The 21,262-nt window shown below is 71.9% G+C and carries 19 protein-coding genes; 10 read left to right on the top strand and 9 right to left on the bottom strand.

Annotated features, from left to right (window positions below; translation table 11 throughout):
- Positions 1 to 34 precede the first annotated feature (34 nt).
- Positions 35 to 853, top strand: coding sequence for a class I SAM-dependent methyltransferase (locus ACFC1I_RS09055; protein WP_376008169.1), 819 nt, complete (start codon positions 35 to 37; stop codon positions 851 to 853).
- Positions 854 to 871: 18 nt separating this feature from the next.
- On the opposite strand, the gene ACFC1I_RS09060 is transcribed toward ACFC1I_RS09055, so the two are convergent.
- From ACFC1I_RS09060 to ACFC1I_RS09075, 4 genes are all read right to left on the bottom strand, one after another.
- A complete protein-coding gene (locus ACFC1I_RS09060) occupies positions 872 to 1,984 on the bottom strand; it encodes an aromatic acid exporter family protein (protein ID WP_376008171.1) in 1,113 nt (370 codons plus the stop codon).
- A gap of 12 nt (positions 1,985 to 1,996) precedes the next feature.
- A complete protein-coding gene (locus ACFC1I_RS09065; protein WP_376008173.1) occupies positions 1,997 to 3,103 on the bottom strand; it encodes a YgfZ/GcvT domain-containing protein in 1,107 nt (368 codons plus the stop codon).
- A complete protein-coding gene (locus ACFC1I_RS09070) occupies positions 3,103 to 3,705 on the bottom strand; it encodes an FABP family protein (RefSeq protein ID WP_376008174.1) in 603 nt (200 codons plus the stop codon). The genes ACFC1I_RS09065 and ACFC1I_RS09070 overlap by 1 nt, the downstream gene beginning before the upstream one ends.
- A gap of 135 nt (positions 3,706 to 3,840) precedes the next feature.
- Positions 3,841 to 4,140, bottom strand: a complete 300-nt coding sequence (locus ACFC1I_RS09075; RefSeq protein WP_376008176.1) for a hypothetical protein — start codon at positions 4,138 to 4,140, stop codon at positions 3,841 to 3,843.
- Between the two features lie 142 nt (positions 4,141 to 4,282).
- Between ACFC1I_RS09075 and ACFC1I_RS09080 the strand changes: the two genes are divergently transcribed.
- The 4 genes from ACFC1I_RS09080 to ACFC1I_RS09095 all read left to right on the top strand — a co-directional run bounded on the left by ACFC1I_RS09080 (position 4,283) and on the right by ACFC1I_RS09095 (position 8,717).
- Entirely contained in the window at positions 4,283 to 4,981 is a 699-nt protein-coding gene (locus ACFC1I_RS09080; protein WP_376008178.1) for a DNA-binding response regulator, read from the top strand.
- A gap of 93 nt (positions 4,982 to 5,074) precedes the next feature.
- Positions 5,075 to 7,240, top strand: a complete 2,166-nt coding sequence (locus tag ACFC1I_RS09085) for an RNA degradosome polyphosphate kinase (RefSeq protein WP_376008180.1) — start codon at positions 5,075 to 5,077, stop codon at positions 7,238 to 7,240.
- Positions 7,237 to 8,175 carry an NUDIX domain-containing protein gene (locus ACFC1I_RS09090; RefSeq protein WP_376008182.1) on the top strand — a complete coding sequence of 313 codons (939 nt, stop codon included), beginning with the start codon at positions 7,237 to 7,239 and terminating at the stop codon, positions 8,173 to 8,175. The genes ACFC1I_RS09085 and ACFC1I_RS09090 overlap by 4 nt, the downstream gene beginning before the upstream one ends.
- Positions 8,175 to 8,717, top strand: a complete 543-nt coding sequence (locus ACFC1I_RS09095; RefSeq protein ID WP_376008184.1) for a chemotaxis protein CheY — start codon at positions 8,175 to 8,177, stop codon at positions 8,715 to 8,717. The genes ACFC1I_RS09090 and ACFC1I_RS09095 overlap by 1 nt, the downstream gene beginning before the upstream one ends.
- Here ACFC1I_RS09095 and ACFC1I_RS09100 read toward each other — a convergent pair.
- The 3 genes from ACFC1I_RS09100 to ACFC1I_RS09110 are packed head-to-tail and all read right to left on the bottom strand — an operon-like array spanning position 8,692 to position 14,808.
- Complete coding sequence (locus tag ACFC1I_RS09100) at positions 8,692 to 10,026, bottom strand: M1 family metallopeptidase (RefSeq protein ID WP_376008186.1); 1,335 nt, start codon at positions 10,024 to 10,026, stop codon at positions 8,692 to 8,694. The genes ACFC1I_RS09095 and ACFC1I_RS09100 overlap by 26 nt on opposite strands.
- Positions 10,023 to 13,970 (bottom strand): Pls/PosA family non-ribosomal peptide synthetase, encoded by a 3,948-nt coding sequence (locus ACFC1I_RS09105; protein ID WP_376008188.1) that lies wholly within the window; start codon positions 13,968 to 13,970, stop codon positions 10,023 to 10,025. Before ACFC1I_RS09105 ends, ACFC1I_RS09100 begins: the two co-directional genes overlap by 4 nt.
- Position 13,971: 1 nt before the next feature.
- Positions 13,972 to 14,808: a hypothetical protein gene (locus ACFC1I_RS09110; protein WP_376008190.1), complete on the bottom strand. Its 837-nt coding sequence runs from the start codon at positions 14,806 to 14,808 to the stop codon at positions 13,972 to 13,974.
- Positions 14,809 to 15,047: 239 nt separating this feature from the next.
- On the opposite strand from ACFC1I_RS09110, the gene pstS reads away from it, so the two are divergent.
- From pstS to pstB, 4 genes are all read left to right on the top strand, one after another.
- A complete protein-coding gene (pstS, locus tag ACFC1I_RS09115; protein ID WP_376008192.1) occupies positions 15,048 to 16,166 on the top strand; it encodes a phosphate ABC transporter substrate-binding protein PstS in 1,119 nt (372 codons plus the stop codon).
- Between the two features lie 71 nt (positions 16,167 to 16,237).
- Positions 16,238 to 17,182, top strand: a complete 945-nt coding sequence (gene pstC / locus ACFC1I_RS09120) for a phosphate ABC transporter permease subunit PstC (RefSeq protein WP_376008194.1) — start codon at positions 16,238 to 16,240, stop codon at positions 17,180 to 17,182.
- Position 17,183: 1 nt separating this feature from the next.
- Complete coding sequence (pstA, locus tag ACFC1I_RS09125; RefSeq protein WP_376008196.1) at positions 17,184 to 18,293, top strand: phosphate ABC transporter permease PstA; 1,110 nt, start codon at positions 17,184 to 17,186, stop codon at positions 18,291 to 18,293.
- A 31-nt stretch (positions 18,294 to 18,324) separates the two neighbouring features.
- Complete coding sequence (gene pstB / locus ACFC1I_RS09130) at positions 18,325 to 19,104, top strand: phosphate ABC transporter ATP-binding protein PstB (RefSeq protein ID WP_376008198.1); 780 nt, start codon at positions 18,325 to 18,327, stop codon at positions 19,102 to 19,104.
- Positions 19,105 to 19,154: 50 nt separating this feature from the next.
- Here pstB and ACFC1I_RS09135 read toward each other — a convergent pair whose 3' ends face one another.
- Positions 19,155 to 19,703, bottom strand: coding sequence for a TetR/AcrR family transcriptional regulator (locus tag ACFC1I_RS09135; RefSeq protein WP_376008200.1), 549 nt, complete (start codon positions 19,701 to 19,703; stop codon positions 19,155 to 19,157).
- Between the two features lie 67 nt (positions 19,704 to 19,770).
- On the opposite strand from ACFC1I_RS09135, the gene ACFC1I_RS09140 reads away from it, so the two are divergent.
- A complete protein-coding gene (locus ACFC1I_RS09140) occupies positions 19,771 to 20,223 on the top strand; it encodes a hypothetical protein (protein WP_376008202.1) in 453 nt (150 codons plus the stop codon).
- Between the two features lie 9 nt (positions 20,224 to 20,232).
- Here ACFC1I_RS09140 and ACFC1I_RS09145 read toward each other — a convergent pair whose 3' ends face one another.
- Complete coding sequence (locus ACFC1I_RS09145; protein WP_376008204.1) at positions 20,233 to 21,120, bottom strand: aminodeoxychorismate lyase; 888 nt, start codon at positions 21,118 to 21,120, stop codon at positions 20,233 to 20,235.
- Positions 21,121 to 21,262 lie beyond the last annotated feature (142 nt).

Consider the following 21,262-nt stretch of genomic DNA (forward strand, 5'->3'; position numbering starts at 1 on the left):
ATGCTGTGACGGGTCCGGCTGGCATCATGGAGGCATGGCGCGGGGACCGGTCGGGCAGATCACGCGCGGCACCACCGGCACCAATCGCCTCCGGCGCGTGGACCGCTGGATCGCGCGGCACCCCGCGCTGCGCCGCGCGGCGGACCCCCTCGTGGTCGACCTGGGCTACGGCGCCAGCGGCGTGACGGCGCTCGAGCTGTACTCGCGTCTCGTCCTCGCACGGCCCGACGTCGAGGTGCTCGGCCTCGAGATCGACCCCGCGCGTGTGGCGCGAGCCCGCACCCAGCTCGAGCTCGTGCGCGCCGGCGGCACATCGTTCGCTTCCGACGCGCGCGTGTCGTTCGCCCGCGGCGGCTTCGAGGTGCCCGCGCCCGGCGGGCGGCGTCCCGCGGTCGTGCGGGCGTTCAACGTGCTGCGGCAGTACGACGAGTCCGAGGTCGCGGCCGCGTGGGCGACCATGTGCGCGCGCCTCGCACCCGACGGGCTCCTCGTCGAGGGCACATGCGACGAGATCGGCCGCATCGCGGCGTGGGCGGCGATCGGCCCCGACGCACGGCCCCGCACGCTCACGGTGTCGCTGCGACTGGCCGGGCTGCAGCATCCGTCCATCGCCGCGGAGCGCCTCCCGAAGGCCCTCATCCATCGGAACGTCCCCGGGGAGCGCGTGCACGCGTTCCTCGCGACCCTCGACACGGAGTGGGAGCGCGCCGCGAGCGTATCGCCGTTCGGCCCGGTGCATCGCTGGCGGACGGCGCTGTCGGCGATGGCGGACGCCGGCTGGCCGGTCCTCGAACGGTCGCGGTGGCGCCTGGGCGAGGTCACCGTGCCGTGGGATGCCGTGGCCCCGAGCTGAGAGGCGCCACGCCGTCCGTCACACGCGGGGCAGCATCGCGCGCGCGTCGGCCGACGACAGGCCCGTCGCGGTGAGGAGGTCGACGGCGAACGGCCGCATCGCCGTGATGAGGTTCTGCTCGCCCTGCGAGCCGCCCGGGAGGATCTGCGCGGGGTCGAGTCGCACCGCCACCGCGCGCACCGCCTCGCGCGCGGCCGGCTGCAGCGCGATGTCGTCGAGGCTCTCGCCGACGAGCGCGGCGGCGCGCATGAGTTCGGCGAGCACCTCGGCCGGCACCGGGCGGCGCTCACCGTCGTCGCACAGGTACACCGCGCGGCGGGCCACCACGCGGAGGTTGCGGGTCGCGAAGTCCATCGCCTGCAGCACCGCGTGGTGACGGCGCAGCTCGGCGCGCTGCGGACGCAGCCACGGCGAGAACCCGGCGACGGCGAGGCCGGAGTCCAGCGAGGCGCGCCACTCGTCGATGCGCGGTGCGATGGCGCGCGCCTTCTCGAGTCCGCGGGTCGCACGGATCGGGTCCCCGCGGCGCAGCGCCTGCACGATCGTGCGCGCCGCAGCATCCGCCGCCGCGAACACGGCGTGCCCGTCGCGTGCCTCCTCGCGGCGGGGATTGCGCGGGATGAGCGCCGTCACCGCGAGGGCCGCGACACCGCCCACCGCACCGTCGATGAGCCGCGAGAACGGCTCGGTCGCGGGCAGCGACATCACGATGCACGCCTGGACGCCCGCCATGATCGCGAACGGCGGGTACGGCGAGAGGAACCGGGCGACCAGCAGCGTCACACCGAGGGCGAGGGCGAGCTGCCACCACCCCGGTCCGACGACGACCACGAAGCCCTCGGCGACGACGATGCCGACCAGCATCCCGACGACGGTCTCGAGCACGCGCCGTGGGCGCGCGTCGCGCACGAGGCCGAGGCTCGAGATCGTGACGGTGGCGGCGAGGAGCGGTGCCGGATGCCCGACCACATAGTGCGCGAACGCCCACGCGGCGGTGGCCGCCACCGTGATCTGCACGATCGCGATCGCCGAGCCGCGCACGCGCGCGAGCTGCGGGCGCAGGTCCAGCCGGGCACGCCAGCCCGTGGGCACGACCTGGGTGATCGCGGCGGTCTCGCCGTCGCCGCTCACCGGCCGGCTCCCTTACTGGGCCGCCGCGCGGCGCGACAGCCGGGTGATGCGCGGCACGTTGGCCGTGGCCCCGGCATCCGGCGGGACGACGACCTCCTGCGCCGCGGCCACAGGGCCGTCCGCGGTGTCGACCGTGAGGGCCGCGTCGACCGGCGTGGTGCGGCGCACGACCGCCAGCGCGATCGGCCCCTCCTCGTAGTGCAGCGCCGCCGACGTCACGATGCCGACCTCGGTGTCGCCCAGGCGCACCGCCGCACCGTGCGCGGGCAGCACGCTGCCCGAGCCGTCCAGCTGCAGCGCGACGACGCGGCGCGGCGGGTGGCCGAGGTTGTGCACCTTGGCGATGGTCTCCTGTCCGCGGTAGCAGCCCTTGTCGAGGTGCACGGCGGTGCGCAGCCAGTCCAGCTCGTGCGGCAGCGCGCGCTCGTCGACGTCCGTCGTCCAGCGCGGGCGCCAGGCGGCGACACGCAGCGCATCGACCGCGGTCAGGCCCGCGAGCTCCAGCTCGCCGCGGGCCGCGGCATCCGCGATCCGCTGCTCTTCTTCGCGGGTGACGATCGCCTCGGCCCAGTCGCGGTCGGCACCGGGGTGCGGGTCGACCGGCGCGTACGCGTGACCGCCGGGCGTGACCGAGGGCCACGGGTCGCGCCACACCAGGGGCGCGCCGGCGGGCGCCGCGGGCGAGATGCGCTCGAGCGCCGCGGCGGTGCCGCCGATCACGGCGTGCTCGTCGTCGGCGATGCGCGGGTCGACGCGCAGGCGGAACCGCATCTTGCGGAGCCAGTCGTAGAGGCCGTCGACATCGGCACGGTCGGCGATGAGCCAGGTGGTCTCGCCGTCGTCGACGACGGATGCCGCGTGCTCGACGTGTCCTTGCGGATCGAGGATGAGCATCTCGGTGCCGACGCCCGGCGCGAGGCGTGCGAGCGCCTGCGACGACAGCGAGTCGAGCCAGGTCAGGCGGTCCTCGCCGGGGACGGCGATGACGGCGCGGTCCGCGCGCGGCGCGAGGGCCGCGCCGGCGGCGAGCCGGCGCTGCTCGACGAGAGGATTGCCGACGTGCTGCAGGCCGGCGTCGTCGACGACGGCGCCCGGGACGGCCGAGAACGGAGTGGCCATCACTCGGCCCGCGCGAGTCGTGCCGACGCGTGCGCGCCGAGCTCGAAGCCGAGGGCTGCGATGTCCCACGCCCACAGCAGGTGGCCGTCGACGAGGCCGTACATGCGCGTCGCGGCGGCATACGACTTCGCACCGGCGGGACGCACCACGGCATCGGTCGCGATGTCGATGCGGGGGCCCTTGATCTGGCCGAGATACAGCTCGCTCACGCCGTCGGCGTGCACGAGGGCCGCCTCGAGGTCGAAGCCGCCGTCGGCGTTGCGCAGCTGCTCGATGTCGTCGGCGGTGCGGGCGACGGGAGCGGCGAGCGCGGGCAGCAGGCCCGGGCCGGCGTCGGCGTCGGTGGCGGTGAGTGCCAAGCGCCAGTAGCCGAGCTCGGCCACCAGGCGGGTGCGCTTCTCGGGGTCCTCCGGGTCGTGCAGCCAGGCGTCGGCCGAGTAGTTCAGGTAGTCGCCGCCGTCATGGCTGAAGCTCACGCGGTGCGTGAACTCGCCGGTGTAGGCGTGGTCGCCGTAGTCGATGACGCCGGTGCCCTCCCACACGCCGATGAGCCACGACAGCGGGACGAGCTCCGCGGGAAGGTCGGTCGGGATGTCGAGCACGACCGGGTCCGTCAGCGCTGGCCGCGGTACAGGTTCCAGACGACGGCTCCCGAGACGAAGACGATCGCCAGAGACGCCAGCCCGAGCAGGCCCACGAAGAAGAGTTCGAGCGCGACGGTATCCATACGAGGGAGTCTAGCCGGGAACGAGGGCTGCCAGACCGAACCCCAGGCTGATGACGCCCATCACGAGCGCCGCGCCCAGCACGCTCGCCGCCACACGCTCGGTGAACCCCTGGGAACGCCCCGACCAGAGCTGGACCGCGAAGGCCGTGATGAGGCATCCGCCCAATCCGACGCCCAGCCACGCCGCACGCCAGTCCGGCGTCGCGAAGATGCCGATGGCGATCGCGATCAGCGCCGCGAGCACCCAGACGGCGACGATGCCGCCGATGGTGCGGCGAGGGGCGAGTTCAGGCACGGCCACGCGTCCCATCATCGCGCATCGGCCCGTGCGACGCACCCGCGGCGATGCGGAGCGCAGGCGTGTCGACGGAGGACATGCGCGCGGGCGCCCTCTCCCCCACGCCCTACACTGGGGTTCGCGGCGCACCCCCCTGCGCCGGGAAGGCGATCCATTGGCACAGCTCCTGGTTCTCAGTTCCACTCACGGCGGCAGCCCCGTGCTGCCCTCGCTCGAACTGCTGAGCCACCGCGTGCGCCTGATTCCCGCCGAGCCCGCCCAGCTCGTCAACGCCCCGAGCGCCGACATCATCTTCGTCGACGCCCGCGTCGACCTCGTGGGGGCGAAGAGCCTCTGCAAGATCCTCAACACCACGGGCCTCGACGCCCCGCTGCTGCTCGTCGTGACCGAGGGCGGCCTGACCGCCGTGTCGCCGGACTGGGGAATCGACGACGTCATCCTCTTCACCGCCGGCCCCGCCGAGGTCGATGCCCGCATCCGCCTGGCCGTCGGCCGCCAGTCGGCCGAGCAGGTCTCGACCCGCATCCAGACCTCGGGCATCACGATCGACGAGTCGTCGTACTCGGCCAAGGTGCACGGGCGGCCGCTCGACCTCACCTACAAGGAGTTCCAGCTCCTGCACTTCTTCGCGACGCACCCCTCGCGCGTGTTCACCCGCGAGCAGCTGCTGAGCGAGGTGTGGGGCTACGACTACTTCGGCGGCACCCGCACGGTCGACGTGCACGTGCGGCGTCTGCGGGCCAAGCTCGGCGACATGGAGCAGCTGATCGGCACCGTGCGCAACGTCGGCTACCGCTTCAACGTCTACGAGGACGAGCCCGAGCCCGCGCCGCGCGAGCGCACCGACGCCTGACCGGCCGGCGGCGGCCGGGGCGCAGCATCCGTCCGTTCACGTGCGCGACACTTCGTTCACACTCTCGTCACGTCACCCTGCAATGATGAAGGGATGATCGAACCCGAGGTGCTCGACGCCGGCCTGGGCGACGCGGACGACGACGACTTCGACCTTTCGGAGGTCTTCGACTCGCAGCTTCCCGACCACCGCTATCTGGATCGCGAGCTGAGCTGGCTCGCCTTCAATCAGCGCGTGCTGGAGCTCGCCGAGGATCCCAACCTTCCCACCCTCGAACGCGCGAACTTCCTCGCGATCTTCGCGAGCAACCTCGACGAGTTCTTCATGGTGCGCGTCGCGGGCCTGAAGCGCCGCATCGTGACGGGTCTCGCCCTGCCGACGAACGTGGGCCGCTCCCCCGCCGACGTGCTCGCCGACATCTCGGCCGAGGCGCACCGGCTGCAGCTGCGGCACGCCGAGGCGTGGACCTCGCTCGTGAAGCCCGCGATGGCCGACGCCGGCATCCACGTCGTGTCGTACGACTCGCTCGACGAGGACGAGCGGCAGGCGCTCTACGACTACTTCCAGGCGCAGGTCTTCCCGGTCCTGATGCCGCTCGCGGTGGACCCGGCCCACCCGTTCCCGTACATCTCGGGCCTGTCGCTCAACCTCGCGATCCGCATCCGCAGCGCCCGCACCGGACGCCAGGAGTTCGCGCGACTCAAGGTGCCGCCGATGCTCCCGCGCTTCGTCGAGCTGCCGCCCGTCGACGGCGGCGTGCGCTACCTGCCGCTCGAGGACCTCATCTCGAACCACCTCGACGACCTCTTCCCCGGGATGGAGGTGCTCGACCACCACGCCTTCCGCCTGACCCGCAACGAGGACGTCGTGATCGAGGAGGACGAGACCGAGAACCTCATCCAGGCGCTCGAGGCCGAGCTGCTGCGGCGCCGCTTCGGCCCGCCGATCCGCCTCGAGATCACCGACGACATGGACGACGTGACGCTCGACCTCCTCATCAAGGAGCTCGACATCACGCAGCAGGAGGTCTACCGCCTCCCCGGCCCGCTCGACCTGCGGGGCCTGTTCGACCTGTCGCGCATCGACCGGCCCGACCTGCACTACAAGGCGCACCTGCCCACCACCGCGCTGGCCTTCCAGCCCGGCGACAACAACGAGCGGCCCGACATCTTCGCGTCGATCCGCAAGGGCGACGTGCTCGTGCACCACCCCTACGAGTCGTTCGCGACGAGCGTGCAGGCGTTCCTCGAGCAGGCCGCGAAGGACCCGCACGTCCTCGCCATCAAGCAGACGCTGTACCGCACGTCGGGCGACAGCCCCATCGTCGAAGCGCTGATCGACGCCGCCGAGGCGGGCAAGCAGGTGCTCGCGCTCGTCGAGATCAAGGCGCGCTTCGACGAGGCCAACAACATCGTGTGGGCGCGCAAGCTCGAGAAGGCCGGCGTCCACGTCGTCTACGGCCTGGTGGGCCTCAAGACGCACTGCAAGCTCGCGCTCGTCATCCGCGAGGAGAACGGCGTGCTGCGCAGCTACAGCCACGTCGGCACGGGCAATTACAACCCCAAGACGAGCCGCATCTACGAGGACTTCGGCCTCTTCACCGCCGACGACCAGGTCGGCCGCGATCTCACCCGCCTGTTCAACGAGCTGAGCGGTTACGCGATCGAGAAGAAGTTCAAGCGCCTGCTCGTCGCGCCGCTGCACCTGCGCAAGGGCCTCTTGCGGCTCATCGACAAGGAGCGGCGCAACGCGCTGGCCGGCAAGCCCGCCAGCATCCGCATCAAGGTCAACTCGATGGTCGACGAGCAGATCATCGACTCGCTGTACCGTGCGAGCCAGGCCGGTGTGAAGGTCGAGGTCTGCGTCCGCGGCATCTGCTCGCTGAAGCCGGGCGTCGAGGGCATGAGCGAGAACATCACGGTGCGCTCGATCCTGGGCCGCTACCTCGAGCACTCGCGCATCTTCGCGTTCCACAACGACGGCGATCCGGTCGTCTACATCGGAAGCGCCGACATGATGCACCGCAACCTCGACCGCCGCGTCGAAGCGCTGGTGCGCGTGGTCGCCCCGGCCCACGTGAAGGAGCTCAACGACCTCTTCACGCTGTCGATGAGCGACTCGACGAGCTCGTGGCACCTCGGCCCCGACGGCGAGTGGGTGCGTCACAACGTCGACGCCGAGGGCAAGCCGCTCCTCGACCTGCAGGACCGCAGCATGGTCAATGTGCAGCGCCGTCGGCGGGCGCGGGCGGTGCGATGACCGAGACGGCCGTCTACGCGGCCGGGGGCGTCGTCTGGCGTGTCGTCGACGACAAGCTGCGCGTGCTCCTGATCCACCGCACGAAGTACCGCGACGTCACGCTCCCCAAGGGCAAGGTCGACCCCGGCGAGATGCTCGCCGAGACCGCGGTGCGCGAGATCCACGAAGAGACCGGCATCCGTGTCGCGCTCGGTGTTCCCGTCGGGGTGTCGCGCTACCGGCTGCCCAGCAAGCGCACGAAGATCGTGCACTACTGGGCGGCGGAGGCGACGGATGCCGCGATCCGCGCGTCGGCGTTCGTGCCGAACAAAGAGATCGCGGCGATCGAATGGGTGTCGCCGAAGAAGGCGCTGAAGCGGCTGAGCTACCCCGTCGACACCGAGATCATGGAGAACTTCCTCCGCCTCGTCGACGAGGGCGTGCTGCGGACCTTCCCGATCATCGCGCTGCGGCACGCCAAGGCGGTCGCCCGCGAGGAATGGGAGGGGAAGGATGCTGCGCGCCCCCTCGCCGCGCGCGGCCGCAAGCAGGCGGCCTCCATCGTCGGCCCGCTCCTCGCGTTCGGCGTGCGGCGCATCGTGTCGAGCCCTGCCGCCCGCTGCATGAAGACGGTCGCGCCCCTGGCGGCGGCCGTCGGCCGTGACATCGACACGACCAAGCTGATCAGCCAGGACGCGTGGGAGGACGGCCAGTCCGACGCACGCACGGTGATCGGCGAGCGGGTGCGTTCGCGCAAGCCCGCGGTGCTGTGCAGCCACGGCCCGGTACTGCCCGACATCCTGAGCGAGCTCGCCCTCGCGACGGGCACGCTGCGCGGCTCGTACCTCGGCAGCGCCTCGGCCCTGGAGCCCGCCGCGTTCTCGGTGGTGCATCTGTCGGTCGAGAACCCGGGCTCGGGCATCGTCACGATCGAGACGCACGAGCCGAAGGTGTGATGGCGCCCGCGCGGCCTGCCGTCGACATCGCGTGGGCCGTGGTGCCGCCCGGTTCGCCCCGGCGCGCGCACGCGTGGGCTCTGCTGGCACGCCTGCTGCCCGCCGACGCCGAGCTCGACAACCGGTGCCCCCGCTGCGGCGGGCCGCACGGCCCCGTGACCGTCTCGGGTGCGCCGTTCGTCGCGAGCGTCACCTACGCAGGTGGGTACGCGATCGCGGCCGTGGCGGAGATCCGGGATGCTGCGGCCCTGGGCGTCGACGCCGAGCCCGAGGTCGACGCGCGCCGTGAGGCGGCCGGCATGGCCGGGGTGCTCGGCGACGGCGAGGCCACCGTCCGGGACTGGGTTCGGGTCGAAGCGGCCCTCAAGGCCGACGGCCGAGGCCTGCGCGTCGAGCCCGCGACGGTCGTCGTGACCCCGACAGCGGGCGGCTGGACCGCCGTCGTCCCCGGGGGCGAGGTCTACGCGGGGTGGGATGCGGCCGGGCCACCCGGGGTCGTGGTGAGCGTGGCGGTGCTCAGTCCCGGGAGCCCGGAAGCCTGAGCCACCGCCGGGTGGCGGGAGCCGGCAGTCGTTCGGGCAACGGCGGGAGCGCTGGGGCATCGAGCCACTCGCCGAGCAGCTCCGCCGCCGCCGCGCCCGCGACCCGCGTGACGCAGTCGCGGAAGGCGTCGGTCGTGGCCAGCGCGTGCCGGTGCTCGCGCACCCACGTGTGCAGCAGCTCCGCGAACACCTCGGCGCCGACGGTGCGGCGCAAGGCCTCGAGCGTCAGAGCACCGCGCTTGTAGACGCGGTCGTCGAACATGAGCGCGGGGCCTGGATCCGAGATGACGAGGTCCTGCGGCAGCGCCTGCAGGCGCGCGTGGTGCTCGTCGGCGAGCGTCGCGATGTCGGGGCCGCCCGATGCCTCGGACCACACCCACTCGGCGAAGCACGCGAAGCCCTCGTTCAGCCAGATGTCGCGCCACCGCTCGACACCGACGCTGTTGCCGAACCACTGGTGGGCGATCTCGTGCGGCACGAGGCGCGCGGCCTCGGGATCGAAATGGTTCGCGCCGAACACCACGAGCCCCTGGGCCTCGAGGGGGATCTCGAGCGGGTCGGCGGTGACGACCACGGTGCACCCCTCCTGCGGGTACGGCCCGAACGCCTCCTCGAAGCAGCCGAGGATGCGCGGCACGTCGGCGAACCACCGCCGGGCGGCGGTGACGAGCGGGGCCGGGGCCATCAGCCGCGCCGGGCCGAGCGCGCTCTCGCGATACGGGCCGATGTGGACGGCCGCGAGGTAGGTCGCCGTCGGCACCTCCGACACGAACTCCCAGCGCGTGAGCCCGCCGGCGCGCACCGGGGGCTGCGGCACGCCGGTCGCCGCAACCGTGTACTCGGGGTCGGTGGTGATCGCGATGCGGAACTTCGCGCGGTCGTCGGGGCGGTCGTTGCACGGGAACCACGTCGGGGCGCCGACGGGCTGCGAGGCCACGAGCACCCCGTCCTCCAGTTCCTCCCACCCGATCGTCCCCCACCGCGAACGCCGGGGCCGCGGCGCACCCGCGTAGCGCACCTCGATCGAGAACTCCTCGCCCGCCTCCAGCGCCTGCGGCGGCGTGACACGCAGGCCCGCAGCATCCTGTGCGAACTTCGTCCGCGCGTCGCCGTCGACCCGCACCCGCGACGCGCGGAGGCCGATCAGGTCGAGCCGCACCGAGCGCGTGCGCTGGGTCGCTACCGCGTTCACGAGAGCCGTGCCCTCGAGCCGGTTGGTGTGCACGCGGTAGCGCAGGTCGAGGTCGTACGACACGACGTCGAACGAGGCGTCGCCGCTGCGCGGCGTGTACGGATCGGGCCCGATCACGACGTCGACTGGTACGCGCGCACCTTGACCGCGCGCCACGGTCCGATCGGGTTGCCGCTCCAGCGGGAGCCGACGGGCACGCTCTCGCCGCGCATCACGAGGGAGGCAGGCCCGACGGTCGCGTGGGCGCCGATCGACGCGGCCGGGAGGATCACGCTGTGCGGTCCGAGCGTCGCACCGGGTTCGAGTTCGACGGTGTCCATGCTCATGATTCGATCATGGAACAGGTGCGTCTGCACGACGCACCCCCGGTTCACGGTGGACGCCTCGCCCAGCGTCACGAGATCGGGCTCGGGGAGCCAGTAGCTCTCGCACCAGACGCCCCGCCCGATGCGGGCGCCGAGGCTGCGCAGCCACACCGCGAGGGCCGGCGTGCCGGCGGCCGCACGTGCGAACCACGGGGCCGCGAGCATCTCGGTGAAGGTGTCCGACACCTCGGTGCGCCACACGAAGCTCGACCACAGGGGCTGCTCCCCCGCGCGGATCGGTCCGACGAACAGCCACTTCGCCACGGTCGAGATGCCCGCCGCGACCGCGCCCGCTGCCAGCAGCACGATGCCCGACAGCAGCAGCGTGATCCACGGGCCGACGGTGTCGACGAGTGCGGCGAGCGCGAAGAGCACGAGCAGGCCGAGCCCGCACGTGACGACGACCGGGATGAAGCGGCAGATCTCCCACAGCGACCGCGCGACGCGCAGCGACGTCGGCGGGTTGTAGGTGCGGCTCGCGTCGCTCTCGTTCGGCTGGCGACGCAGGCGCGTGGCCGGCGAGCCGAGCCACGACGATCCCGCCTTCGCCTTGACGGGCGCGGCCGACAGCACGGCGACAAGGCCGTCCTTGGGCACTGTGTGACCGGGCGACGCCATGCCGGAATTGCCCAGGAACGCGCGCTTGCCGATGCGCACCTCGCCGAGCCGCAGCCAGCCGCCGCGCATCTCGTAGGACGCCACCATCGTGTCGTCGGCGAGGAACGCGCCGTCTTCGATGCGCGTCATCGCGGGGATGAGGAGGACCGTGGATGCCTCGACATCGTGCCCGACCCGCGCCCCGAGCAGGCGCAGCCAGACCGGCGTGAACAGGCTCGAGTAGAGCGGGAAGAGGATCGTGCGGGCGGAGTCGAGGAGGCGCTCGGTGGTCCACGCCTGCCACCCGACGCGGCTGCGCACGGCGTGCGTGCCCTCGTGGAGCCGGATCGCCGCGAGGCGGACGCCGAGCACGACCGCGCCCGCGTACACGACGCCGGTCACGAGCACCGCCGGGACCAGCCAGACGAGCGCCGCGCCGAGGGCGCTCGCGAGGTCGGGGGCGCCGCGCATGCCGATCGCGAGCACCACTCCGCCGGCCGCGAAGCTCACGATGGGGAGGAGCCCCAGTGCCACGGCCGAGGCGGCGTACGCCCACAGCCACCGGCGCGCCGCGCGCGGGCGCTCGGCCGGCCATCCCTCGGAGGTGCCGCCGACCCGGACGGCGGGCGAGCCCGCCCACGACTGGTTCGCGCGCACGCGGCCGAAGACGGCAGAGCCCGGCGCGATCTCGGCGCGCTGGCCGATGCGGGTGCCGGGCGCGAGCGTGCTGCGCGTGCCGACGGTGGCGTCGGCGCCGATCCGCACCTCTCCGATGCGCACCAGGTCGCCGTCGATCCAGTAGCCGCTGAGGTCGACCTCGGGCTCGATCGAGGCGCGATCACCGACCTTGAGCATGCCGGTGATCGGCGGCAGGGTGTGCATGTCGACGTCGGCGCCGATGCGGGCGCCGAGGGCACGCGCGTAGTACGACACCCACGGCGCGCCGGCGAGGCCGACGGCGTCAACCTGGTCGGAGATCTGCTCGGCGAGCCACAGGCGAAGGTGCACCGACCCGCCGCGCGGGTAGTCGCCGGGACGCAGCCCCGCAAGCAGCAGACGAGCGGATGCCGCGGAGATCGCCATGCGGCCGAACGGCGTGGCGAAGAGCACGAGGCCGATGAGGAGCAGCCACCACGGCGCCGAGGGCAGCGCCTCGAACCCGGGGAAGAGCTGGAGGATCGCGCCGGCGGTGAGGAGGTAGAGCAGCCACCGGACGCCCGCGAGGATGAACAGCGGAGCGCCGAGGAGCGACTGCACCCACTGCGTCGTGCGGGGCGTGGGCTCCGGCATGCGGAACTCCCCTGCCTCCTCGCGTGAGAGGAACGGCTGCAGCGCCTTCGCCATCGCGCCGAGGCGCGGCACGTCGTAGATGTCGGCGACCGAGAAGTCGGGGACGCGGGCGCGGATGCGGGAGACCAGCTGCGCGGCGGCGAGCGAACCGCCGCCGAGGTCGAAGAAGTCGGCCTTGCGGTCGGGCACGGGCAGGCCCAGCACCGCCTGCCACTGGTCGGCGAGCCACGCCTCGTCGGGGCTGAGGTCGGCCCGCGGGATGTCGAGGTCGGGCAGCGGCCACGGCAGGGCTGCACGGTCGACCTTGCCCGAGGTGCGCACCGGCAGGTCGGGCACGACAGCGAGAAGGGGCATGACGCCGGCGGCGAGACGCTCGGCGAGGTGCGCGCGGGCGGCCGCGCGGTCGAGCTCGCCGTCGACGACGAGGTACCCCACGAGCACGGGGACGCCGGCATCGCTGGTGCGCACGGCGGCGCTCGCGGCGGTCACGCCGGGAAGCTCCTGGAGCGCGTTCTCGACCTCGCCGAGCTCGATGCGGCGCCCGCCGACCTTGACCTGGTCGTCGGCACGGCCCTGGAAGAGGAGACCCTCCGGCTCGTAGCGCACGAGGTCGCCGGAGCGGTAGGCGCGCTCCCAGCCGAGGGTCGGCATCGGCGCGTACTTCTCGAGGTCCTTGACCGGGTCGAGATAGCGCGCGAGTCCCACGCCGCCGATGATGAGTTCGCCGAGCCCTCCCGGCTCGACCTGCCGGTCGTCGCCGTCGACGACGGCCAGCGCCCACCCGTCGAGCGGAAGGCCGATGCGCACCGGTCCTTCGCCGTCCAGCAGCGCGGCACAGGCGACGACGGTGGCCTCGGTCGGGCCGTACGTGTTCCAGACCTCGCGGCCGTCGGCCACGAGGCGAGCGACGAGCTCGGGCGGGCAGGCCTCTCCGCCGAAGATGAGCAGCCGCACGTTCTCGATCGCGTCGGCGGGCCACATCGCGGCGAGCGTCGGCACTGTCGAGACGACGGTGATCGCCTGGCGGATGAGCCAGGGCGCGAGGTCCTCGCCCGATCGCACGAGCGAGCGCGGCGCCGGCACGAGGCATGCGCCATGACGCCACGCGAGCCACATCTCCTCGCACGACGCGTCGAAGGCGACCGAGAGGCCCGCCAGCACGCGGTCGCCCGGGCCGAGCGGCGCGCCCTGCAGGAAGAGGCGCGCCTCGGCGTCGACGAACGCGGCAGCAGAGCGGTGCGAGACCGCGACGCCCTTCGGCACGCCCGTCGAGCCCGACGTGAAGATGATCCAGGCGTCGTCCTCGATCGTCGGCGGCGGGACCGTGACGACCGCGTGCGTGCTCGGGTGCGGCGCCGCGCCGCCGAAGAGCGCTGCGGGCTCCTGGCCGTCCGCGGCCGCCGCGGGGATGTACGCGCCGCCCTCGCCGATCACGCCGTGGACGTGGGCCTCGCCGAACACGAGCCGCGCCCGTTCGTCGGAGTCGTCGGCATCGACCGGGACGTACGCCGCGCCGGCGGCGATGATCCCGAGGATCGAGATGTACAGCTCCTTCGAGCCCGAGGGCATCCGCACCCCGACCCGGTCGCCGCGGCGGACGCCCGCCTCGTGCAGCAGCGCCGCAGTGCGGCCGACCCGGGCCATCAGCTCGCGGTAGCTGAGCGCGCCCGAGCCGTCGTCGAGAGCCGAAGCCTCGGGCGTGCGCGCGACGGTCGCACGGAGAATGTCCAGCAGCGTGCGCGGCTCCGGTGCCGCGTCGATGCGATCCAGCGGTGCCGGCACGGCCGGGAGCGAATCGATCGAGCTCACGTCAGGACAGCAGCGTGATCAGCTCGGCCTTGGTGAGCCGCGAGTAGCCGGTGCGTCCCGCGCCGCGTGCGCGCTCGCGCAGCTGCGCGACGGTGAGCGAGTCGAGATCGGACGGGGTGGATGCTGCGGCTGACGCGGCCGGCTTGCTCGCGGGCTTCGCGGCTCGGGGCGCGCGGGTGCGCGGCGTCCGGGGCTTCGGCGCCGGCGCGGCAGGGACCTCTTCGACGGCGGCGACCTCGGCCGCGGCGGCTTCTTCGACGACGGGCTGTGCGGCCTCGGGTTCCCGCGCGGCGGGGGCCGCAGCTGGGCCCACGCGGCCGGAGGCTCCGCGCGACGCGCCAGCGGCGCGTGGAGGGGCCGTGGGGACCGTCACCGTCTCCGTGGAGGTGAGCTCGACTTCGAGCACGCGGTCGGCCTCGAGGGCCTCCTGCTCGGCTTTCGCTGCGGCGCGCTCGGCCTTGGCGGCCGCCTTCTTCAGCGCCTTCGCCTCGGCGGCACGGGTCTTGGCGTCTTCAGCAGCCTTCGCGGCCTCGGCGGCGGCGCGCTCGGCCTCTGCACGCAGACGCGCCTTCTTCTCGGCCTTCGCGACTGCGGCGCGCGTGGCCTTGCGTACGCGCTCCTCGGCGCGCTGCGCCTTCTTCGCGACCTTGCGCGGGTGCTTTCGGACGGCCTTCTTCGACACGTCGACGTCGTCGACGGCCTCGGCCGCGACCTCGCGCAGCTTCTTCGCGCTCTTGCCGGGGAGGGTCTTCGCGACGCGTCGGGCCTTCTTCGCCGCGGACTCCGCGTCATCGATCGCGTCGAAGGCCTTCCGCTCTGCTTTGCTGGTCTTGCTCATGCCAGGCACAATAGCGGGCGCATGTGAACGGCCGGCAGTGCGTGACGCGGAATTCCGGGGAACAGCGGGCCTCCGTGTCAATGCCCGTGCATGGATGTCGGCATCCCGTTCACCTTCCGTTCACCCGCTGAGCCCAGTCTCTTAAGAGTCCGAGCCTACGTTTCAGAGCGAACCCCGCACCGGGTTCGAACCCGAAGGCCGTTTCGGCCTGTTTCCCTGACACGTGAAGGATTCACACAGTGAAGATCTCCCGCATCGCCCAGGTGGGCGCTGTTGCCGCGGTCGCGGCCCTCGCTCTTGCCGGCTGCGCCTCGAACGAGGGCACCCCCGGCGGCACCGACGAGACCACCGCCCCGTCGAACCTCTCGGGTGAGATCTCGGGCGGCGGCGCGTCGTCGCAGGAAGTCGCCGTTCAGGCCTGGACCGCCGGCTTCCAGACGGCGAACCCCGACGTCACCATCAACTACGACCCGTCGGGCTCCGGCGCCGGCCGTGAGTCGTTCCAGGCCGGCGCGTTCCCGTTCGCGGGCTCCGACCGCGCGTTCAAGGTCGAGGAGATCGAGGCCGGCCCGTTCGACGCGTGCGTCGACGGCTCGGGCATCATCGAGCTCCCCACCTACATCTCGCCGATCGCGATCATCTTCAACGTCGAGGGCGTGGACTCGCTCAACCTCGACGCCGCGACCGCCGCGGGCCTGTTCGCCGGCACCATCACGAACTGGAACGACCCGGCGATCGCCGCGCTCAACCCCGACGCGACGCTCCCCGACCTGGCCGTGACGCCGGTGCACCGCGCCGACGACTCGGGCACCACCGAGAACTTCACCGACTACCTCTTCCAGGCCGCCGGTGACGTGTGGAGCTACGAGCCCGACGGCGTGTGGCCGTCGACGCCCGTCGCCGGTGAGGCCGCGCAGGGCACCTCGGGTGTCGTCTCGGCCGTCGCGGGTGGCAACGGCACCATCGGCTACGCCGACGCGTCGCGCGCCGCTGAAGAGGGCCTGTCGACCGCGGCCATCCAGGTCGGCGACGAGTTCGTCGAGTACTCGCCCGAGGCCGCTGCCGCGATCGTCGACGAGTCGCCGTTCGAAGAGGGCCGTGGCGAGGGCGACCTCGCGATCGAGCTGCACCGCACGTCGGACGCCGCGGGTGTCTACCCGATCGTCCTCGTCAGCTACATGATCGCGTGCCAGGAGTACGCCGACGCGGCCGTCGCGCCGATCGTCAAGGGCTACCTCGAGTACGTCGCCAGCGCCGAGGGCCAGGACGCGGCCGCTGCCGCTGCCGGCAACGCGCCGATCTCCGACACCCTGCGCGAGCAGGTCAACGCCGCGATCGACCTGATCGTCGTCGAGTAAGACCCCGATGCCCGGCCCGGTCGCGAGACCGGGCCGGGTATCACCCTGAGACCCGACTCCAGAAGGACACCATGACCACGACGACCGCCCCCGCGACGGGCAAGGTCAAGCAGCGGCCAGGCGACCGCTGGTTCTCGGGAACCGCGCTCGGCGCCGGCGTGATGATCCTCGTCACCCTCGCCGCCGTCGCGATCTTCCTCATCATCCAGTCGATCCCCGGCCTCACCGCCACGGGCGAGACCGCCAGCATCCTCTCGGGCAACTTCTGGGAGTACGTCTGGCCGCTCGCGTTCGGCACCGTGTGGGCGTCGTTCCTCGCGCTCCTGATGGCCGTGCCGCTCGCGGTGGCGGTCGCCCTCTTCATCTCGCACTACGCACCGCGCCGCCTCGCGCAGAGCCTCGGCTACATCGTCGATCTGCTGGCCGCGGTGCCTTCCGTCGTCTTCGGCCTGTGGGGCATCCTCGTGCTCGCCCCCGCCGTGCAGCCGGTCTACGCGTGGCTCAACGCGAACATGGGCTGGATCCCGCTCTTCGGCGGCACGGTCTCGAGCACCGGCCGCACGATCTTCACCGCCGCGATCGTCCTCGCGGTCATGGTGGTCCCGATCATCACCGCCATCTGCCGCGAGATCTTCCTGCAGACGCCGGTCCTCCACGAGGAGGCCGCGCTCGCCCTCGGCGCGACGCGCTGGGAGATGGTCCGCATGGCCGTGTTCCCGTTCGGCCGCAGCGGCATCGTCTCGGCCTCGATGCTCGGCCTCGGCCGCGCGCTCGGCGAGACGATGGCCGTCGCCATGGTGCTCTCGGTGGCCAACGTCGTCACCTTCCAGCTCTTCACCTCGGAGAACCCGGGCACGATCCCCGCCAACATCGCGCTCACCTTCCCCGAGGCGTACGGCCTCAACATCAACGTCCTCATCGCGACGGGCCTCATCCTCTTCATCGTCACCTTCGCGGTCAACGCCATCGCCCGATGGATCGTCAGCCGGCGCAAGGAATTCTCGGGAGCGAACTGACATGACCGTGACGACCGCTCCTCCTCAGCCTCCGCAGGCCTCGCCCTTCGTGCGCGAGACTCCCCGCCTCACCAGCGGCCGCCTGCCCGTGTGGGCGCCCTGGGCCATCCTCGTGGGCAGCCTCGCCATCAGCGCGCTGCTGTTCGGCGTCCTCGCGATGAGCTCCGGCGACGGCTTCAACCTCGGCGGCTGGGCCGTCGTGGCCGGACTGCTGTACCTCATCCTGATCACGACCACCTCCTCCCTCGTCGAGGGCCGGCGCAAGGGCGTCGACCGCCTCGTCACGGGTGTCGTGACGATCGCGTTCCTCATCGCGATGGTCCCGCTCGTCTCGGTCGCCATCACGGTGGTCACCAACGGCGTCGCGGCGCTGTCGGCCGAGTTCTTCACCTCGTCGATGCGCAACGTCGTCGGCGAGGGCGGCGGCGCCCTGCACGCGATCGTCGGCACGGTGCTCATCACCCTCGCGGCGGCCGTCATCTCGATCCCGATCGGCATCTTCACCGCCATCTACCTGGTCGAGTACGGTCGCGGCGGCCGCCTCAGCCGCGGCATCACGTTCCTCGTCGACGTGATGACGGGCATCCCGTCGATCGTCGCCGGCCTGTTCGCCTACGCGGTCTTCGCGCTGATCTTCGGACCCGGCATCCGCATGGGCATCATGGGCTCCATCGCCCTGTCGGTGCTCATGATCCCGGTCGTCGTCCGCTCCACCGAAGAGATGCTGCGTCTCGTGCCGAACGAGCTGCGCGAGGCGTCGTACGCGCTCGGCGTGCCGAAGTGGCGCACGATCTCGAAGGTCGTCCTGCCCACCTCGATCGCCGGCATCACGACGGGCGTCATGCTCTCGATCTCGCGCGTCATCGGCGAGACCGCGCCGCTGCTGCTGACCGCGGGTGTGGCGACCTCGATGAACTACAACCTCTTCGAGGGCCGCATGATGACGCTCCCGGTGTTCGCTTACTCGCAGTACATGAACCAGGGCATCCCCGCGCAGGCCTACATCGACCGCGCCTGGGCTGCGGCGTTCATCCTCATCGTCCTCGTGATGCTCCTCAACCTCATCGCGCGCATCGTCGCGAAGGTCTTCTCGCCGAAGCTCGGCCGCTGAGCGTCCTCACCCGAAAGAACTGACAGGAACCATGTCCAAGAGCATCGAAGTCAACGACCTCAACGTCTACTACGGCGACTTCCTGGCCGTCGAGGGCGTCTCGCTCGACATCGAGCCGCGCAGCGTCACCGCCTTCATCGGCCCCTCGGGCTGCGGCAAGTCGACCTTCCTGCGCACCCTCAACCGCATGCACGAAGTGATCCCCGGCGCCCGCGTCGAGGGGGAGGTGCTGCTGGACGGCGACAACCTCTACGGCGCCAACGTCGACCCGGTCCTCGTGCGCCGTCAGGTCGGCATGGTCTTCCAGCGCCCCAACCCGTTCCCGACGATGTCGATCAAGGAGAACGTGCTGGCGGGCGTGAAGCTCAACAACAAGAAGATGTCGAAGTCGGACTCCGACGCGCTCGTCGAGAAGTCGCTCCAGGGCGCCAACCTCTGGAACGAGGTCAAGGACCGTCTCGACAAGCCCGGCTCGGGCCTCTCGGGCGGTCAGCAGCAGCGTCTGTGCATCGCGCGCGCGATCGCCGTCTCGCCCGAGGTCATCCTCATGGACGAGCCCTGCTCGGCCCTCGACCCGATCTCGACCTACGCGATCGAGGAGCTGATCGGCGAGCTGAAGAACGACTACACGGTCGTCATCGTCACGCACAACATGCAGCAGGCCTCGCGCGTCAGCGACAAGACCGCGTTCTTCAACATCGCGGGCACGGGCAAGCCCGGCAAGCTCATCGAGTACAACGAGACCAAGACGATCTTCACGACGCCGTCCGTCCAGGCGACCGAGGACTACGTCTCGGGCCGCTTCGGGTAAGCCCGCCCGACTCCACGAAGCCCCTCGCCGCACGGCGAGGGGCTTCGTCGTCATACCGGCGCTGTCGCCAGTGCGAAGAGCGTCTCGACCAGCGGACGCGGGTCGGCCGCAGCATCCCATCCGCTCGAGACGAGCTGCTGGTAACCGATGACGGCCGATACGACAATCACCGCGCGGCGGCGCGCCTCGCGCTCCGGAACACCGGATGCCTCGAGCAGGCCGCTCAGGTACGACACGCGTCGCTCGGTCACGGCCTCGACGATCTCGCGCACGTCCGCGGCGGCGGCATCGGCGTAGAGCGTGCGCTCCCCCGAGCGCTCCCCGGTGCGGTGCGCGATGATCTCGAGGAGTGCCGACAGACGCGCCTCGGGGTCGGCGATCGCCTCGACCTGGGCGATGAGGGCCTCGGTCTCGCGGTCCCGCCATGTCTCGAGCACGGCGTCGACGAGTGCCCGGCGGTCGGCGAAGTGCCAGTAGAACGATCCCTTCGTGGTGCCGAGCTCGCGAGCGGTCGGTTCGACGGCGACCGCGCCGATCCCCTCGTCGCTGAACCGCCGGTAGGCGGCGTCGACCCAGTCCGCACGGGTGAACCTTGCCATGTCCGTACGGTACCGTATAGTTTCTCCTCAGGACCATACGTCGGCGTATGGTCGCGAGGAGCTTCCCATGAGAGAACCCGCCTTCTGGTCGCTCGCCCTGGTCGACATCGCAGACCCCGACTACACCCAGGTGTGGATCGACGTGCTGCCCGCGCACGCGTCGGCCGATCCGTCGGCGTGGGCGCGCAACCTGCTGTCGACCTCCGCACTCCCCCGTGGGATCGCGCTCGCCCTGGCGGGCCTCGCGGCGCTCCGCCGTCGACCCGCTCGCTGCGACAGGCTCGCGGTCACCCGGGTCGAAGGCGACGAGGCCCTGGTCGCCGTGGACGCGCGGCGCCTCGACGTGCGCGTCGGCGTGGGGATCGACGAGCAGAACTCGCTCGTACGCGTGGTGGCGGCCATGCGCTTCAAGGGCGCCGGCGGCCGTCTGGCGTCTCTGCCGGTGCGCGCCGGCCTGGCGCTTCTCGCGCGCGCCATGATCGCCCGCGCCCGCCGCGACATGTCGGGCGTGACGCGCTGAGCTCGGGCCTCAGTCGCGCGGACTCAGCAGATACCGGTTGAAGGATGCGGTGAGCTCGGCGTCGAGCGGCACCTCGACGCCGTCGATGGCCGTGATCGGAGCCGCGAGCCGCACGCTCGACACCAGCCACGCGGCATCCGCTCGCTCCAAAGCGCTGGTCGGAAGCACCTCGTAGCCCGTCTCCTGCCCGTGCTCTTCGAGGTGGGCGAACAGGCTCAGCTGCGTCGTGCCGTGGAGGATGCCGCCGTTCGGCGCGGGGGTGACGAAGCGCCCGCCGATGCGGAGGATGAGCGACGCGGTCGGCGCTTCGAGCACGAAGCCGTCGGAGGTGACGAAGATCGCGTCGTCGGCGCCGCGCCGCTTCGCCTCACGGATCGCGGCCATGTTCACCGCGTACGACAGGGTCTTCGCCCCGAGGAGCAGCCACGGCGCCTGCGCGGGAGTGTCGATGCCGTAGCCCCGATCGAGCGTCACGACGCGGATGCCCTGCTCGCGCGCGACCGAGTTGTCGGCAGCGGCCGTGGCCGTCACCCACGCGGTGGGCGCGGGTCCGTGCTCCACGCCGCGGCTGAGGATGAGCTTGATGACGCCCTCCCCCGTCTCGGGTGCGTGCTGCGCGGCGATGGCGACGGCCTGCCGCCACTGCTCGAGGTTCGGGGCGGGCAGGTCGCAGATCTGCGCGGAGTGCGCGAGACGCTCGAGGTGGGCCTCGGTCTCCTGCGCGTGGCCGTCGACGACGCCGATCGACTCGAAGATGCCGTCCCCGCGCTGCGTGCTCAGCTCGCCGACGCTGAGCGCCGGCGCGGAGGGATCGATCACGCGGAACGAGTCGGAGAAGATCGGACGAGGATCATCGGATGCCGCGGGCTCGATCACGAGCGCGAAACGCAGGGCCATGTCCCCGAGCTTAGGCGCTCGGGAATGCCGCGCCCGTGGACTCGGTTACACTGGATCGGCCGGGCCGCAGTAACCCCGGGCTCCAAAATTTGCCGCTTCGAGCGGCACCGCGCCGAGAGGCGTTCTGCGGCCCGGCACTTTC

The organism is Microbacterium sp. NPDC056044 (assembly GCF_042267145.1).
Classification (GTDB): Bacteria; Actinomycetota; Actinomycetes; order Actinomycetales; family Microbacteriaceae; genus Microbacterium.

Coding starts and splice junctions, on each gene's coding strand:
- ACFC1I_RS09095 (WP_376008184.1), top strand. CDS start 8,175: ATGGCGCCCGCGCGGCCTGCCGTCGACATCGCGTGGGCCGTGGTGCCG.
- ACFC1I_RS09055 (WP_376008169.1), top strand. CDS start 35: ATGGCGCGGGGACCGGTCGGGCAGATCACGCGCGGCACCACCGGCACC.
- ACFC1I_RS09135 (WP_376008200.1), bottom strand. CDS start 19,703: ATGGCAAGGTTCACCCGTGCGGACTGGGTCGACGCCGCCTACCGGCGG.
- pstA (WP_376008196.1), top strand. CDS start 17,184: ATGACCGTGACGACCGCTCCTCCTCAGCCTCCGCAGGCCTCGCCCTTC.
- pstC (WP_376008194.1), top strand. CDS start 16,238: ATGACCACGACGACCGCCCCCGCGACGGGCAAGGTCAAGCAGCGGCCA.
- ACFC1I_RS09075 (WP_376008176.1), bottom strand. CDS start 4,140: ATGGGACGCGTGGCCGTGCCTGAACTCGCCCCTCGCCGCACCATCGGC.
- ACFC1I_RS09145 (WP_376008204.1), bottom strand. CDS start 21,120: ATGGCCCTGCGTTTCGCGCTCGTGATCGAGCCCGCGGCATCCGATGAT.
- ACFC1I_RS09065 (WP_376008173.1), bottom strand. CDS start 3,103: ATGGCCACTCCGTTCTCGGCCGTCCCGGGCGCCGTCGTCGACGACGCC.
- ACFC1I_RS09085 (WP_376008180.1), top strand. CDS start 5,075: ATGATCGAACCCGAGGTGCTCGACGCCGGCCTGGGCGACGCGGACGAC.
- ACFC1I_RS09110 (WP_376008190.1), bottom strand. CDS start 14,808: ATGAGCAAGACCAGCAAAGCAGAGCGGAAGGCCTTCGACGCGATCGAT.
- ACFC1I_RS09140 (WP_376008202.1), top strand. CDS start 19,771: ATGAGAGAACCCGCCTTCTGGTCGCTCGCCCTGGTCGACATCGCAGAC.
- ACFC1I_RS09090 (WP_376008182.1), top strand. CDS start 7,237: ATGACCGAGACGGCCGTCTACGCGGCCGGGGGCGTCGTCTGGCGTGTC.
- pstB (WP_376008198.1), top strand. CDS start 18,325: ATGTCCAAGAGCATCGAAGTCAACGACCTCAACGTCTACTACGGCGAC.